18 protein-coding genes and 2 pseudogenes are annotated in these 14,619 nt (G+C 34.8%); 14 read left to right on the plus strand and 6 right to left on the minus strand.

The window, feature by feature from the left end:
• Positions 1–68: 68 nt before the first annotated feature.
• Genes isdE through srtB form a run of 4 tightly spaced genes read left to right on the plus strand, consistent with a single transcriptional unit; the run spans position 69 to position 3,517 of the window.
• Positions 69–950 (plus strand): heme ABC transporter substrate-binding protein IsdE, encoded by an 882-nt coding sequence (gene isdE, locus CO726_RS11015; RefSeq protein WP_136699551.1) that lies wholly within the window; start codon positions 69–71, stop codon positions 948–950.
• Between the two features lie 27 nt (positions 951–977).
• The gene (locus CO726_RS11020; protein ID WP_099684267.1) at positions 978–1,961 is read left to right on the plus strand and encodes a FecCD family ABC transporter permease; all 984 of its coding nucleotides are present in this window, start codon (positions 978–980) and stop codon (positions 1,959–1,961) included.
• A complete protein-coding gene (locus tag CO726_RS11025) occupies positions 1,951–2,721 on the plus strand; it encodes an ABC transporter ATP-binding protein (RefSeq protein WP_097818328.1) in 771 nt (256 codons plus the stop codon). Before CO726_RS11020 ends, CO726_RS11025 begins: the two co-directional genes overlap by 11 nt.
• Positions 2,722–2,752: 31 nt before the next feature.
• Complete coding sequence (srtB, locus tag CO726_RS11030; RefSeq protein ID WP_099684268.1) at positions 2,753–3,517, plus strand: class B sortase; 765 nt, start codon at positions 2,753–2,755, stop codon at positions 3,515–3,517.
• Between the two features lie 68 nt (positions 3,518–3,585).
• Here the strand turns inward: srtB and isdG are convergent, their stop codons facing one another.
• The gene (gene isdG, locus CO726_RS11035; protein ID WP_099684269.1) at positions 3,586–3,909 is read right to left on the minus strand and encodes a heme oxygenase; all 324 of its coding nucleotides are present in this window, start codon (positions 3,907–3,909) and stop codon (positions 3,586–3,588) included.
• A 296-nt stretch (positions 3,910–4,205) separates the two neighbouring features.
• Here isdG and CO726_RS11040 point away from each other — a divergent pair, with 296 nt between their 5' ends.
• Positions 4,206–5,405 (plus strand): class I SAM-dependent rRNA methyltransferase, encoded by a 1,200-nt coding sequence (locus CO726_RS11040; RefSeq protein ID WP_099684270.1) that lies wholly within the window; start codon positions 4,206–4,208, stop codon positions 5,403–5,405.
• A 39-nt stretch (positions 5,406–5,444) separates the two neighbouring features.
• On the opposite strand, the gene CO726_RS11045 is transcribed toward CO726_RS11040, so the two are convergent.
• Positions 5,445–5,639, minus strand: coding sequence for a YwbE family protein (locus CO726_RS11045; protein WP_001014310.1), 195 nt, complete (start codon positions 5,637–5,639; stop codon positions 5,445–5,447).
• On the minus strand, positions 5,640–5,813 hold the full coding sequence (locus tag CO726_RS31745) for a hypothetical protein (RefSeq protein WP_001293578.1): 174 nt from the start codon (positions 5,811–5,813) through the stop codon (positions 5,640–5,642).
• 169 nt (positions 5,814–5,982) lie between these two features.
• Between CO726_RS31745 and CO726_RS11055 the strand changes: the two genes are divergently transcribed.
• The 7 genes from CO726_RS11055 (at position 5,983) to CO726_RS11085 (ending at position 11,183) form a co-directional block, all read left to right on the plus strand.
• Positions 5,983–6,678 (plus strand): response regulator transcription factor, encoded by a 696-nt coding sequence (locus tag CO726_RS11055; RefSeq protein WP_099684271.1) that lies wholly within the window; start codon positions 5,983–5,985, stop codon positions 6,676–6,678.
• A 1-nt stretch (position 6,679) separates the two neighbouring features.
• Positions 6,680–7,615 (plus strand): HAMP domain-containing histidine kinase, encoded by a 936-nt coding sequence (locus tag CO726_RS11060; protein ID WP_099684272.1) that lies wholly within the window; start codon positions 6,680–6,682, stop codon positions 7,613–7,615.
• 125 nt (positions 7,616–7,740) lie between these two features.
• Positions 7,741–8,664, plus strand: coding sequence for an ABC transporter ATP-binding protein (locus CO726_RS11065; RefSeq protein WP_099684273.1), 924 nt, complete (start codon positions 7,741–7,743; stop codon positions 8,662–8,664).
• Complete coding sequence (locus CO726_RS31750) at positions 8,657–8,818, plus strand: hypothetical protein (RefSeq protein WP_169513033.1); 162 nt, start codon at positions 8,657–8,659, stop codon at positions 8,816–8,818. Before CO726_RS11065 ends, CO726_RS31750 begins: the two co-directional genes overlap by 8 nt.
• Positions 8,819–8,851: 33 nt before the next feature.
• Complete coding sequence (locus CO726_RS11075) at positions 8,852–9,556, plus strand: ABC transporter permease (protein ID WP_099684275.1); 705 nt, start codon at positions 8,852–8,854, stop codon at positions 9,554–9,556.
• Between the two features lie 34 nt (positions 9,557–9,590).
• Positions 9,591–10,463, plus strand: coding sequence for a DUF4097 family beta strand repeat-containing protein (locus CO726_RS11080; RefSeq protein ID WP_136699554.1), 873 nt, complete (start codon positions 9,591–9,593; stop codon positions 10,461–10,463).
• 24 nt (positions 10,464–10,487) lie between these two features.
• Positions 10,488–11,183 (plus strand): ABC transporter permease, encoded by a 696-nt coding sequence (locus CO726_RS11085; RefSeq protein WP_099684276.1) that lies wholly within the window; start codon positions 10,488–10,490, stop codon positions 11,181–11,183.
• Between the two features lie 213 nt (positions 11,184–11,396).
• On the opposite strand, the gene CO726_RS11090 is transcribed toward CO726_RS11085, so the two are convergent.
• Together CO726_RS11090 and CO726_RS11095 are read right to left on the minus strand one after the other, a co-directional pair.
• On the minus strand, positions 11,397–11,729 hold the full coding sequence (locus CO726_RS11090) for a YfjL-like protein (RefSeq protein WP_099684277.1): 333 nt from the start codon (positions 11,727–11,729) through the stop codon (positions 11,397–11,399).
• A gap of 139 nt (positions 11,730–11,868) precedes the next feature.
• The gene (locus CO726_RS11095; protein WP_099684278.1) at positions 11,869–12,372 is read right to left on the minus strand and encodes a DinB family protein; all 504 of its coding nucleotides are present in this window, start codon (positions 12,370–12,372) and stop codon (positions 11,869–11,871) included.
• 129 nt (positions 12,373–12,501) lie between these two features.
• On the opposite strand from CO726_RS11095, the pseudogene CO726_RS11100 reads away from it, so the two are divergent.
• Positions 12,502–12,858, plus strand: a pseudogene (locus CO726_RS11100) (septation ring formation regulator EzrA); the annotation flags it as partial.
• Between the two features lie 66 nt (positions 12,859–12,924).
• Here CO726_RS11100 and CO726_RS11105 read toward each other — a convergent pair.
• A pseudogene (locus CO726_RS11105) lies at positions 12,925–13,272 on the minus strand (FecCD family ABC transporter permease); the annotation flags it as partial.
• 185 nt (positions 13,273–13,457) lie between these two features.
• Here CO726_RS11105 and CO726_RS11110 point away from each other — a divergent pair.
• Complete coding sequence (locus tag CO726_RS11110; RefSeq protein WP_099684279.1) at positions 13,458–14,441, plus strand: BclA C-terminal domain-containing protein; 984 nt, start codon at positions 13,458–13,460, stop codon at positions 14,439–14,441.
• Positions 14,442–14,619: the final 178 nt, after the last annotated feature.

Below are 14,619 nucleotides of genomic sequence, written 5' to 3' on the forward strand. Positions count from 1 at the left end.
TTTTGAAGTCTTGATGCATGTCCGCATGCATCAAGACTTGTTTCATATTATTTGGAAAGGAGTGGTGATTGAGAGTGAAGAAAATTGCAAGTGTACTAATGGCTATCATTTTATTAGTGAGTATAGCTGGGTGCTCATCACCAAAGAAAGAAACAGCGAAGCAGGTAAAGAGCGAGAGTAAAGAGAGAGTTGTTGCAACGACAGTCGCTGTAACTGAAATTATGGATGCATTAGAAGTAGATTTAGTTGGTGTTCCAACAAGTTCTAAAACTTTACCAAAACGATATAAAGGTTTACCAGAAGTAGGGAATCCGATGAGCCCTGATATGGAAAAAGTAAAATCATTAAAGCCGTCAGAAGTATTATCCGTGACAACACTTGAATATGAATTAAAGCCAGTTTTTGATGGTGTGGGTATGAAAGCAAACTTTTTAGATTTAACAAGTTTGAAAAATATGCAAAATTCAATTAATGATTTAGGTAAGAAATATGGACGTGAAAAGCAGGCTGAAGCAGTAGTAACGAAGTTAGATAACAAGATTGCAGAGATTAAAAAAGCAGTAAAGGGAAAGAAAGAACCGACAGTGCTTATTTTATTAGGTGTGCCGGGAAGTTATTTAGTAGCAACAGAGCATTCCTATATTGGTGATTTGGTGAAACAACTAGGTGGTAAAAATATTGTGCAAGGTGAACAAGTAGAATATTTAGCTTCTAATACGGAGTATTTAAAGAAAGCTGATCCAGATATTATTTTACGAGCAGCACACGGTATGCCTGATGAAGTTGTAAAAATGTTCGATAAAGAATTTAAAACGAATGACATTTGGAAACATTTTGCGGCAGTTAAAAATAATCGTGTTTACGATTTAGAAGAGCGTTTATTTGGGACGACAGGCAATTTAGCAGCAATTGAAGCGTTAGATGAATTGAAAAAAATGATGTATCCGTGATGCATTTTAATATAAAGGAAGAGTGGAATGAATAAAAAAACTTGGAGTTTCCTCATTGTTACTGCATTGCTTATTGTTATGACATCATTGTCAGCGATGAAAGGGAGTTTAGAAGTAGGTATTGTTGAGCTTGTACAAGGGATATTTACAGGGGGAAATGAAGATGTTGAAGTGATTAAAGATTTACGTTTCCCACGTATTATTATTGCACTATTTACTGGAGCAGCTCTTGCAGTTTCGGGTGTGCTTTTTCAAGCTGTTATGAAAAATCCACTCGCTGATGCTGGAGTAATCGGTATATCTTCAGGGGCGAGTTTTATGACACTTGTTATTATTACGTTATTCCCGCAATTCTTTTTCTGGACACCAGTATTCGCCTTTTTAGGTGGTGCGTTTGCATGTTATCTCGTTTATGCATTTTCATGGAAGTCAGGGTTAAGTCCACTTCGCATTATTTTAGTTGGTATAGCTATTAATGCGATGTTCACTGGATTAAATGAATCGTTCATTACGATTTGCGGATATTTTATTAAGAGTATTAAGCAAACGACGACTTCTAACATAACGATGAAGACGTGGGGCGATGTAGAAATAATGGTTACGTATGGAACAATTGGTCTTATTCTTGCTTTGTTTGTAGGAGCTTGGTGTAACTTATTATCGTTACAGGATAAAACTGCGAAAAACTTAGGTTTGCACGTGACGAGAGTTCGTCTTATTATTTCTGCTATTGCAGTACTTTTAGCGGCAGTATCAACAGCGATTGCAGGTGTTATTGCTTTCGTAGGATTACTCGTTCCGCACATTTCAAGACAACTAGTCGGTTCAAATCATAAAGTATTAATTCCATTTTCTGCTCTTGCAGGAGCGTTATTAATTTTGACGGCGGATACGATTGGAAGGTTAATCGTGCCACCTAACGAAATTCCAGCGGCGACGATTATGGCAGTTATTGGTGGCCCATTCTTAATATTCTTGCTTAGAAAGAGTGATAAAGTTCATGGAAATTAAAAATGTAACCTTTTCGTATGATAATATAACGGATCGCTTAAAGTCTGTTAGTAGTGAAATAGAAATTGGTAAAATTACAACAATTATTGGTCCAAACGGTTGCGGGAAATCGACATTACTTGGCGTGATGTCAAGAAATCACGATCCTCGTAGCGGAGAGGTAATACTAGATGGGAAGGCGATTAGTCAATATAAACCGAAAGAGTTTGCTAGAAAGTTAGCTGTTGTCCATCAACAAAATGAAGCGCCGGCAGATATGACGGTAGAGAAATTAACAAGTTTTGGTCGTATGCCTCATAAAAATATTTTTTCCTCGCAAACTGATGAAGATAGAGAAGCGATTGAAAGAGCTTTAGCATGTACGAATTTGTTAAGTAAACGTGATAAAGAGATTCACGCTTTATCTGGTGGAGAAAGACAACGTGTTTGGATTGCCATGACGTTAGCTCAGAAAACACCAATGCTCTTTTTAGATGAACCGACAACCTATTTAGATATTTATTATCAACTTGAAATATTAGAGCTAGTAAAAGAGTTAAATGAAGTACATGGATTGACGATCGTTATGGTATTACACGATATTAATCAGGCGATTCGCTATAGTGATCATATCATCGTTATGAAAGACGGCGAAATTGTTACGAAAGGTAAGCCAAATGATGTTGTGACAGAAAGTATGATAAAGACGATATACGGCGTAGATGTCGTTGTAAAGCAAGATGAAGATACAGGGTTGTATATGGTCCCAATGGGTATTTAAATATGCGAACAATCCGTTTTGAGGTGATAATTTGAGTAGTAAAAAAGAACGGAAGAAGAATTCTTTTTTTCAACGAATACTTACAGTTGTTTTTTTAGGTACCTTTTTCTATTCAGTATATGAATTAGGTGATATTTTCATGGATTACTATGAAAATCGTAAAGTAATGGCCGAAGCACAAAACATTTATGAAAAAAGTCCGATGGAAGAGCAATCACAAGACGGGGAAGTACGTAAACAGTTCAAAGCTCTGCAGCAAATTAACCAAGAAATAGTTGGATGGGTTACGATGGACGATACACAAATTAATTATCCAATCGTTCAAGCGAAAGACAATGATTACTATTTATTTCGTAATTATAAAGGTGAAGATATGAGAGCAGGAAGCATCTTTATGGATTATCGTAATGATGTGAAATCTCAAAATCGAAATACTATTTTATATGGTCACCGTATGAAAGATGGTTCTATGTTTGGAAGTTTAAAGAAATTGTTAGATGAAGAGTTCTTCATGTCGCATCGTAAATTGTATTACGATACATTATTTGAAGGATATGATCTTGAAGTGTTCTCGGTGTATACAACAACAACTGATTTTTATTACATTGAAACGGATTTTAGCAGTGATACGGAATACACATCATTTTTGGAGAAAATTCAAGAAAAATCGCTGTACAAAACGGATACAAAGTTGACAGCAAACGATCAAATCGTAACACTGTCGACGTGTGACTATGCACTTGATCCGGAAGCGGGAAGGTTAGTCGTGCATGCGAAACTAGTAAAAAGAAAGTAAATAAAAAAGTATAGAATATGAGAAGTGGTAACGCTTCTCATATTCTATACTTAAAAAAAGAAATATGTTTACTGTGCTGCAGCCATTGGCATACGTACAACTTTTACATCATAGTAAGCGATTTTATTATCAAGAATATAATCTGGCATCCCGCCTTGATGTGAGTGAGCATCTTTAAATGCTGAGCTCTTCGTCCAACCTTGGAAATCTTCTTTTGCATTCCAACGTGTGCTAATTGTTACTTCATCATAATCAACTGTATTTTGCGTTAAAAGAACTTCTAATCCTAAAAAGCCTTGCATCGTTTCGACTTGACCTACTTTATTAAAACGCTCAATTAATTTATGTCCATTTCCCTTTGTGATTTTAGCTGTATTTGTAACAATAATCATGTTTATTCCTCCTATAAATGTAGCCTGTATTTTCGAGAACTCATATATATTAAATGATAATGAAAATCATTATCAATGTCAATCATAAATGTGAAATATATAAGTATTTTTTTATTATTTTGGATAGTAAGATTTCTATTTCAAAATGTAGTAAATATGTGGCGGTTAAGCGAGAGAATGAGCGAGTTGTACTAGCAAAGCAATAATATGGTATAGTGAAACGAGGCTGTTTTTTCAGTCTCGTTTTTTACATGCTTCCTATATAGAAAGCATGCAAATGGAAAGGAAGTTATTATATGCGATCAGAAGTAACTATAAAAATAAAACCGAAATTTATAAAAGAAATTAAAAGTGGATACCCGCTTATTTTAAAAGATGCGATTCGAAATTTAAATGACGTCCGTGAAGAAGGAACAATCATCAAAGTAGTGGATGAGAAGAACCACTTTGTTGGAAAAGGTTATTATGGAAAACAAAATAAAGGATACGGCTGGATTTTAACGAGAAAAGAGAGTGAACAAATTAATCAATCTTTCTTTGAAAGTAAAATAAAATCTGCCTTACATAAACGAAAGCAATTTTACAAATCAAGTGATACAACAGCATTCCGTGTTGTGAACGGTGAAGGTGATGGGCTTGGAGGCTTAATCATCGATTATTATGACGGTTATTACGTAGTGAGTTGGTATAGTGAAGGAATTTATACTTTTAGAGATGAGATTATAGCAGCTCTTCAAAAAGTAGCAAACTTTAAAGGGATTTATGAGAAAAAGCGTTTTGATACGAAAGGGAAATACATTGAAGGCGATGATTTCGTAGCTGGAGAGCGCGGTGAGTTCCCGCTTATCGTAAAAGAGAATGGTGTGAACTTTGCGGTGTATTTAAATGACGGAGCGATGGTTGGTGTATTTTTAGATCAGCGTAACGTTCGAAAACAAATTCGTGATACATATGCAAAGGGAAGAACAGTGTTAAATATGTTTTCTTATACAGGTGCTTTCTCTGTATTTGCAGCGCTTGGCGGAGCGAGTAAAACGACGAGTGTCGACCTTGCAAATCGTAGTTTAAGTAAAACGATTGAGCAGTTTAGTGTAAATGAAGTTGATTATGAAGCGCAAGATATTATTGTTGAAGATGTATTCCTTTATTTTAAATATGCAGCGAAGAAAAAGATGAAGTTTGATATGGTTGTATTAGACCCTCCAAGCTTTGCACGCTCAAAAAAATATACATTTAGTGCAGCGAAAGATTATAAAAATTTATTAAAAGAAACAATTGCCATTACAGAAAATAACGGGATTATCGTTGCTTCTACAAATTGTAGTGCATTCGATATGAAAAAGTTTAAAGGCTTTATCGATACAGCATTCAAAGAAATGAATGGCAAATATAAAATATTAGAAGAACATTCTTTACCAGAAGATTTCCGTACAATTGATCAATTTAAAGAAGGAGACTATTTAAAAGTAGTTTTCATCGAGAAAATTAAAGGTTAATAAAGAAAAAGGAGCTCGAGTTTACTTGAGCTCCTTTTCTTATTGAACGATATTTTGTACTCTACCGACTTGCCCGTCCTGCAATCGCACTTTAATGCCATGCGGATGAGAAGGGGAATTCGTTAAAATATCTTTTACAATTCCACGTGTTAATTTGCCTGTTCGTTGATCTTGTTTTAATACAATATCAACTTCAAGACCGGGTGCGATATTAGAACGTTTTTGTCCGTTCATTTACACACCTGTACGTCTACGTTGGTTGTTTGTTTTCTTTGTTTGTTGGTTTTGTAATTTTTTCGTTTCTTGGCTTTGGTTTTTGGCATTTTGACCATTGCCGTTACCTTGCTTTTTCTTTGCAAGTTGTTCACGCATTAAATCAGCTAAGCTTACTTTTTTGTTTTCTGACATGATAAGTCTCCTTTATATAAAGTTAATTATGAACAATCGTAGTGAATTTCATCATATCATTGTTATGGAAGGAAGGGAAGTTGGTTTGAAAATTCATATAATTGTTTCCAGCATTCATTCGTTGCGATACAATTGATATGTTAATGTTTGTAAAAAAGGGGATAGACATATGTCACATCATATTTTATTAGTTGAAGATGATATTTCAATTCAAGAGATGGTGGAAAAGTATTTAATAAAAGAAGGCTTTCAAGTTACAATTGCATCTGATGGAGAAGAAGGCGTGAACACATATTTAAAAGGTTCATTTGATTTGATTATCCTCGACATTATGATGCCAAAGTTAGACGGATTAGAGGTTGTACGAATTATTCGAGAAAAAAGTGCCGTTCCGATTTTAATGATGTCGGCAAAAGATACAGATGTTGATAAAGCTGTTGGATTAGGACTTGGAGCGGATGATTATATTTGTAAGCCGTTTTCTATGATTGAATTAGCTGCACGTGTAAAAGCGGGTATTCGGAGATCTACGAAATACTCGGCTACAGAATCAACAGGAGAAAAGATGATTCAAATTGGTGATTTAACAATTGATCCAATTAATTTTACCGTGGAAAAAAACGGGAAGCCTCTCAAACTTACTTTAAAAGAATTTGAGATTTTAAAATTGTTCGTAAAAAATCAAAACCGTGTATTTACAAAAGCGCAAATCTATACGTTAGTTTGGAACGAAGAGTATTACGGTGATGATAACGTTATTAATGTTCATATGAGAAGATTGCGTGAGAAAATAGAAAGTGATCCATCTAATCCAGAATATATTAAAACGTTATGGGGCATCGGCTATAAGTTGGAAGTGATGTAATATGGTCAATTTGTTAATAGGTATTATTTTTATATTGTTATGTGTCATTTATACACAATATAAAATGCGGAAAAATAGTAGTGAAAATTTACGATACACATATGAAAAGTTAGAAAGTATTGTAAATGAAAAAACAGGCGAGACGTTACTCGTTATGACAGATGATCTAGAATTGCAAAAATTATTAGTGGCAATTAATCAATTATTAGATGCAAAACAGAAAACGAATGCAGATCATGCAAAAGTAGAAATTTCGATGAGAAAAATGCTTTCAAATATTTCACATGACTTGAAAACGCCACTAACAGTTATTCTTGGATATACAGAAATGTTAAATAAGGATAAAACGATAAACAAAGAAGAACAACAAATATTACTTGAAAAAGTGCATACGAAAACACTAGAAGTGATGGAGCTAATTCATAAGTTTTTTGATTTAGCAAAATTAGAATCTGGTGACAAAGCAATCGAGATGACAAAAGTGAATATGAATGAAGTTTGTCGTGAGAAAATTTTATCTTTTTATGATTTAGTGACGACGAAAGGTTTTCATGTTCATATTGATATACCAGACAGAAATATATACGCACTTGGAAATGTAGAAGTATTAGGCAGAGTATTGAATAATTTAATATCAAATGCGATTACATATGGAGACGATGGAAAGGCACTCGGTATGACGTTAAGGGATGATGACACGAGCGTGTATATAGATGTATGGGATAAAGGCAAAGGAATTGATGAATCTCATATTGATAAAGTGTTTGAGCGTATGTACACACTTGAAGATTCAAGAAATAGATTGTACCAAGGAAGCGGTCTAGGATTAACGATTACGAAACGGCTTGTGGAAGCGATGGGTGGAACAATTCACCTTTCTAGTAAGCCATATAAAAAAACGATTTTTACAGTTGTATTAAAAAAGATGCTGTTTTAGCTTGTAGAGAAGTAGATTCTACAAGCTTTTTTTCAGCGTAAGGAATTTGTAAGGAACGGGTAAGAAAAAAGAGATTTCCGTTGTCTATTATAGAAGTATAAGGTAATGCGAAAGGAGACAGTGACATGACATATATATTAAAAACGAATCAGTTAACGAAAGTGTTTAAAGGGAAAGAAGTTATTTCTAGCGTCAACATGCATGTGAAAAAAGGAGAGATATACGGTTTCTTAGGACCGAATGGTGCAGGTAAAACAACGATTATGAAAATGATTACAAATTTAATAAAACCGACAAGTGGTGATATTGAAATTTTCGGTGAGAAGTTAACAGATACATCTTATGAAGTATTAAAAAGGATGGGGACCATTATCGAATATCCAATCTTTTATGATAAATTAACGGCGAAGGAAAACCTAGAATTACATTGTGAATATATGGGGTATTACGACAAGAACGCAATTGATCATGCTTTACATTTAGTAAAACTGCACGGTATAGATGATAAAAAAGTAAAAGATTTTTCATTAGGGATGAAACAACGACTTGGTATTGCAAGGGCGATCATGACAAAGCCAGAACTACTTATTTTAGATGAGCCAATAAACGGTTTAGATCCAATTGGTATTAAAGAATTAAGAGACTTATTTAAAATGCTCTGCAAAGAATATGGCATTACATTATTAGTTTCTAGTCATATTTTAGGTGAGATGGAACTAATGGCAGATACAATTGGTGTGATTCAAAATGGAAAATTAATAAAAGAAGTTTCGATGAAGAGTATTAACGGAAAACAAACAGAGTACATTGAAATTACTGTTCCTGATGTGAAACGGGCAGCTTATATTTTAGAAGATAAACTTGGTATAAAAAATTACAAAATAATGAGTGGGAATATGATTCGTGTGTATGAATTGAAGGCGACGCAACAAACCATTTCAAAAGCACTTATTATGAATGATGTAGAAATTGAAAGTATTAATAAGAAACATAGTTCCTTAGAGGAATATTTCTTAAATGTAATGGATGGAGAGGGCATTCATGCTTAATGGATTGTTAGTGAATCTAGTAAGTGGATGGATCGTAATCTTCGTAAGTGGGATTTTATATTATAGAAAACCTAAGCGGAAATGGTTGTTAATTTTACTAGTGATAGGAATAGTAAGCGTAGTTACGGCTGGAATTAGAATGTTAGTAGCATAGAGGTATTTATGTCAGTAATGGAGGGTGGTTTATATGTTTAAATTAATGAAGCTCGAATGGAAGAAACATCAATTATCTAGTTACTTTAAAGGGGTAGCCATTTGTATTATAGCAATTTTTGCTGCGGTAAGTCTTATGGGATTGGGGGCGAAAGGCGAAGTAGATGCGGCGCTCTCTGATTTCACAAAATACATGACTTTAGCAAACATTTTTATAAGGATAACATTTCTTATTTTTAGTGCGGTCATTTTATCACGTTTAGTAATTGATGAGTATAAGAACAAAACAATGCAACTACTATTTATGTACCCATTGCAAAGGAAACTACTAATGAGAGCGAAATTAACAATTGTTTTTTGTTTTTGTTTTGTGAGTATGATTATCGCTACTTTCAGTATTAACTTGCTCATATTTTTTATGAATCCAATGATGGGACTAATTGAAACACCTATTACGATGGGTGAAATAATAGCTACCGTTCCAGCTACTTTTATAAGTGCATTTATGATATCTGGTATAAGTTTAATTCCTTTATTTTTTGGGATGAGAAAAAAATCGACACCGACAACGATTACTTCTGCAGTAATAATTGGGATGATGATGAATAGTAACGTTGGTCCTGGAAACGGTCAAGTAAGTATGTATGATTTTATATTTATCCCAATTGTACTCTGTTTATTAGGAATTTTTATTAGTTATCTATCGTATCGTAACATCGACAAGATAGATGTAGCGTGAAGAAAGCTTAAAACAACAACGAACTGGGGTATGAATGGTGAAAAAAATAATAGTAATTGCAATATTAATCATTACAATTGCTAGTGTGGTTTTTGGTTTTAAGACATTTCAAGGGAAAGATTTTAAGAAAGAAAAGTCTTTTGAGATCAATAATATAAAAGAAATAGAAGTGGACAATGAGAACTGGGATATTGAATTTAAAAGTACAGATGTTAACAAAATAGTAATTTCCGCTCAAGGTCAACAAGTAGATAAAGAGATAGATCCCGTCAAAATAGAAAATGACGAAAATAAAATTGTGATTAAGCAAAAACAAAAGGTGAACAGATTTTTTTATGGTTTTACGTTTAGGAAGAAAAATAGTATATCTATAGCTATTCCGAAGAAAGAAATAGATAAAATTGTATTAAATAATAAATCGGGTGATGTGAAAATAAGCGATATAGTAGTAAACAGTATTGTTACAAAAAGCAAGTCTGGGGATGAAATGGTTGTAGGACTATCAGCAGAGAAGGGTGAATTCACATCCGAAAGTGGAGATTTAATGTTAAAAGATAGTTCATTACAAGAAGTAAATATAACTTCTACTACTGGCGATAATTATGTGAAAAATGTAAAAAACGAAAATATGAACATCACTTCAACATCTGGGGAAGTATTACTGAAAGATATGACAGAAGGAAAATCATTATTTGTAGAAACAAAATCAGGCGACATTGGCGTAAGGTATAAAGATGTCCCAGCTTCATTGAAACTTACGGCTAAAAGTAATTCGACTGACATAATGATAGATTTAAAAGGACTTAAGAAAGATAAAAATACAGAAAAGATAAAAGAAGGAACTATTGGTGATGCAAAAAATGAAGCGAAGATTTTAAGTGAAACAGGAGTCATTTATATTGATTAAGTTTTAGTTGGAAGGAGGACTATCATGCTACATTTAATGAAGCTAGAACTGAAGAAGTTTAAGCTTGGATGGTATGTGAGAGGAACAATTATTGCAAATCTTGTTATACTGGCATTGTTGATCTTTGTTAGCATTGTTTCTCAAATAGAAGGAGATCCAGAAATAAGAGATCCGCAGATGATTTTGTTAATGGCTAGTACAGTAGTAAGAGCAACATTTATTATTTTTGGTAGTGTATTAATCGCGAGGTTAATAATTGGTGAATATAAAAATAAAACAATACTACTTATGTTTTCTTATCCTATTAATCGGAAGAAAATGATGATTAGTAAGTTGGCTATTACAGCAACATTAACATTTATAACAGTTATTGTATCTAACATTTTAGTAGTAGGAGTTTTCTTTGGGATAGATAGCTATTTTTCAATTCTTCCTAATTCATTTACAGTAGATCAATTGATGCAAGAAGGAATAAAACTGGTTCCTTTAGCCATTGCAGCTGCGGGAATGAGTTTAATCCCATTATATTTTGGAATGCGTAAACATTCAGTGCCAACTACAATTGTTTCATCTCTTATCGTTGTAGCGGTTGCAATGAATAGCAACCCAATGTTTTCTACAGCAACTTTTCTTCCCCTTCAACTAGCATTGGCAGCAATTGGTATGGCAATTGCTTATTATGGGATTAAAAATATTGAGAGGGAAGATGTCTCAGTATGATAAGAATACGTAAAAAGGAGTTGGCGTTATACCGAGGCCACTGAAAAAGTCCACATAATAAGAAAAAGGAGTCCATCACCTACTATATACAGGTGATGGACTCCTTTGTTTTTTTCTATATATTGATAAAATACACGTTATTTTTTCAAAGCAATCACTTTTTCAGTGCCTTCCGTTATACCAAATCTTTTTTTGTATATGTATGCTTCGTTACTACTCTGTAAATTTGTAGTGTTTACTTAAATACTCTTGCACTCCTGGAGAAATGTTAAAGTTATTAGGACTTTTATATTCGATAGTAAATTCGCCGTCTCTGCTTGTCTCAAAGGAGATGGCGTAGCTATTCATTTTAGCATCGTAAGAAGTATTGTTGACTTCTGCATCTAGATTAAAATATTTTGTAATATATTCTTTTGATTCCGTAATTGCTGTTTGTTTTCCCCAAGGGGTACCATAATATGTGACATAAAGAGATACGCTAATAACTCCAATAATAGAAGTTAGTAGAATAGTTCTCATAGCTATTTTTTTATTTTTTGTATTCAAGTTGGTTGCCCCTCCTCATAATATGTATTCATTTTAACCTATCTTTTCCATAAAACAACCATTTAGTAAAAAAATAGTTTCACATGAAACAAGTTACAGAAAAAGACAAGATGTGTAAACACCTTGTCTTTTTTTGTAGTTACATTTTAGGAGCTTCCATTCCAGCTGCAGCCCATTCTTCTTTTGCAGGACCATATACGCCAGGAACTGTTAAGCCGGCTTGGCGCATTAAAACTGTCATTTGTCCGCGATGGTGATTTTGATGATTAATAAGTGTCATTAAAAATATAGAATTCGGCATAGGGCGACCAAAGAAGTCATTAATAGTAGTTAAATCCTTATCAGTCCACTCGCTTTGAAGTGCTTCAACAAAAGCCGCATTCACTTTACGATACCCATCTGCAATTGTTTTAGCAGAAGTTGGAACAGGATAATCTTTCGTTTCCCCTTCAAATGTAAGTCCCGTACCAGATAGTAAAACTGGAATTGCCGTCACGATATGCCAAGCAACTCTGCCTAACGTCCAATGCCCAGGTGTAATTTCCTGTGACAAAGATTCATCTGTTAATGCATCGAGCATTTTCTGAGTAGACTCGGCCTCGTATGTCCATGATTGTAAAAAGCCTTCAATAGTTTGATACATAGTTATCCCTCCTAGTTATGTTCATAGATTAAGTTCGTGAGAGATCATATAATCCCCTGTTCCATAAGAAATACTTAATTAAGCATTGCTACAATATAAAAATAATTAGAAAATATTTGTAAAAGTGTCAGGAAACGATTGTACGTGTTTTTTGTTGATCGTTATTATAATGACGTTGATCTAAAAGTATGTCTATTAAATGAAATAGCTTCTATGAAAACAATATTAGATCGTAAAGGTGCAAGCGAATTTCTTTATATAAAGTATAAAAATGATAAAGAATATGTACTGTTAGGAAATGCTGATGATTATAGAGAGCTATTTCAAACAATAGGTGGATTGAAAATAGCAAGCGGTATAGAACTAAGATTACAGGATAAGAAATTAAAGAGAAATTTAACTTTAAAACGAAGTATGTTCAATATAATCATGTATTCACTTGTTATATACTTTATGTACAAAGCTTATATTAATTTTATGTCATAATAAAAAAGACGGCTTCACATATATGAAGCCGTCTTTTAACTAACCTTCTTTCCCCCTCCTCATCAATCATAAGAAATAAGGTGCTCCAAGTACAGCAACGACAAGACCAGAAGGGATTTCTTTCGGGTATGCAATTGTTCGTCCGAGTAAGTCAGCGATGGAAAGAAGGATTGCTCCAAATAAAGCGGAGCAAATGAATAACCTTTGATGATTCATACCAACAACGATTCGCGCTAAGTGTGGTGCGACAAGGCCTAGAAAGGCAATTGTACCGACAACCGCGATATTTACAGATGCAAGTAGTGTTGCTAACACAATGAGGGCAAGGCGTGTTTTATTTACTGGTTGCCCGAGTCCCCTTGCTCAATCGTCTCCAAGTACGAGAACGTCAAGTTGTTTTATTAAGAAAAAGAATTTCGTTTGAGCAAGAAGGCGAAAGTACAAGCAAAAGGAGTGAGAATCGCATGTAATAATTATTAGAATGTACGGGATAAATCTATATTTATCTCCACTGAATAAATTTTTTCGTTCTGATTCGATAGATGTTTTTTAATTTCTTACTTGTACTTAAAAGATTGAATTTGAAGGAAGGGATCAACATGTCTTCATGGCTCAATAATACAAATGGATATTGTAGTTGTAATAATCGAAATGGTGTACATGTTGATTCATGTTGTTTTAGTTGTGATGGGACAGTCCCTAAGCTAGGTCCAACAGGAGCAACGGGTCCAACGGGTGACACAGGCCCAACAGGAGCGACGGGTCCAACGGGTGACACAGGCCCAACAGGAGCGACGGGAATAACAGGAGCAACGGGTCCAACAGGAGCGACGGGAATAACAGGAGTAACGGGTCCAACAGGAGCGACGGGCCCAACGGGTGACACAGGTCCAACAGGAGCGACGGGAATAACGGGAGCAACGGGTCCAACAGGAGCGACGGGAATAACAGGAGCAACGGGTCCAACAGGAGCGACGGGAATAACAGGAGCAACGGGAGCAACAGGAGCGACGGGAATAACGGGAGCAACGGGAGCAACAGGAGCGACGGGAATAACGGGAGCAACGGGTTCAACAGGAGCGACGGGAATAACAGGAGTAACGGGTCCAACAGGTCCAACAGGAGCGACGGGAATAACAGGGGCAACGGGTTCAACAGGAGTAACAGGTACAAGTATCACGGCGACGTATGCATTTGCAAATAATACGTCGGGAACAGCGATATCGGTACTTCTTGGTGGAACGAATGTCACGCTTCCAAATAATCAAAACATCGGTCCAGGAATTACTGTTTCTGGTGGAAATACAGTATTTACGGTTGCAAATGCTGGGAATTATTATATTTCATATACGATTAATATAACAGCTTCACTATTAGTCAGTTCACGAATTACAATTAATGGAGCAGCACTTGCTGGGACAATCAATTCTCCTGCGTTAGCAACTACATCATTTAGCGCAACAATTATTACAACTCTTGCAGCAGGAGATGCTATTAGTTTACAATTATTTGGGGTTTTGGCTGTTGCAACATTATCAACAACTACACCAGGAGCTGTGTTAACGATAATAAGATTAAGCTAAATAATAACTCTCTTATTTTTTTATCCCGCTTTAATGGGCAGTAAGATCCCCACCTCAAAATTCAGCGAAAGAAAAGAAGTTAGGTGGGGGTCGGGCTGCCCATAAAAGTCCGATTGGTTCAACTAATAATCAGTGGGGGATGAAGAAAACCCCCACTGATTAAAGTTTCACTTTATAG

Origin of the sequence: Bacillus fungorum, from assembly GCF_002746455.1 — a bacterium.
In the GTDB taxonomy this organism is placed as follows: Bacteria; Bacillota; Bacilli; order Bacillales; family Bacillaceae_G; genus Bacillus_A; species Bacillus_A fungorum.

Bases quoted from the DNA above. Each gene is read 5' to 3' on its own strand.
- CO726_RS11020 (WP_099684267.1), top strand. From the start codon at position 978: ATGAATAAAAAAACTTGGAGTTTCCTCATTGTTACTGCATTGCTTATT.
- CO726_RS11025 (WP_097818328.1), top strand. From the start codon at position 1,951: ATGGAAATTAAAAATGTAACCTTTTCGTATGATAATATAACGGATCGC.
- isdG (WP_099684269.1), bottom strand. From the start codon at position 3,909: ATGATTATTGTTACAAATACAGCTAAAATCACAAAGGGAAATGGACAT.
- CO726_RS11040 (WP_099684270.1), top strand. From the start codon at position 4,206: ATGCGATCAGAAGTAACTATAAAAATAAAACCGAAATTTATAAAAGAA.
- CO726_RS11045 (WP_001014310.1), bottom strand. From the start codon at position 5,639: ATGAACGGACAAAAACGTTCTAATATCGCACCCGGTCTTGAAGTTGAT.
- CO726_RS31745 (WP_001293578.1), bottom strand. From the start codon at position 5,813: ATGTCAGAAAACAAAAAAGTAAGCTTAGCTGATTTAATGCGTGAACAA.
- CO726_RS11055 (WP_099684271.1), top strand. From the start codon at position 5,983: ATGTCACATCATATTTTATTAGTTGAAGATGATATTTCAATTCAAGAG.
- CO726_RS11060 (WP_099684272.1), top strand. From the start codon at position 6,680: ATGGTCAATTTGTTAATAGGTATTATTTTTATATTGTTATGTGTCATT.
- CO726_RS11065 (WP_099684273.1), top strand. From the start codon at position 7,741: ATGACATATATATTAAAAACGAATCAGTTAACGAAAGTGTTTAAAGGG.
- CO726_RS31750 (WP_169513033.1), top strand. From the start codon at position 8,657: ATGCTTAATGGATTGTTAGTGAATCTAGTAAGTGGATGGATCGTAATC.
- CO726_RS11075 (WP_099684275.1), top strand. From the start codon at position 8,852: ATGTTTAAATTAATGAAGCTCGAATGGAAGAAACATCAATTATCTAGT.
- CO726_RS11080 (WP_136699554.1), top strand. From the start codon at position 9,591: ATGGTGAAAAAAATAATAGTAATTGCAATATTAATCATTACAATTGCT.
- CO726_RS11085 (WP_099684276.1), top strand. From the start codon at position 10,488: ATGCTACATTTAATGAAGCTAGAACTGAAGAAGTTTAAGCTTGGATGG.
- CO726_RS11095 (WP_099684278.1), bottom strand. From the start codon at position 12,372: ATGTATCAAACTATTGAAGGCTTTTTACAATCATGGACATACGAGGCC.
- CO726_RS11110 (WP_099684279.1), top strand. From the start codon at position 13,458: ATGTCTTCATGGCTCAATAATACAAATGGATATTGTAGTTGTAATAAT.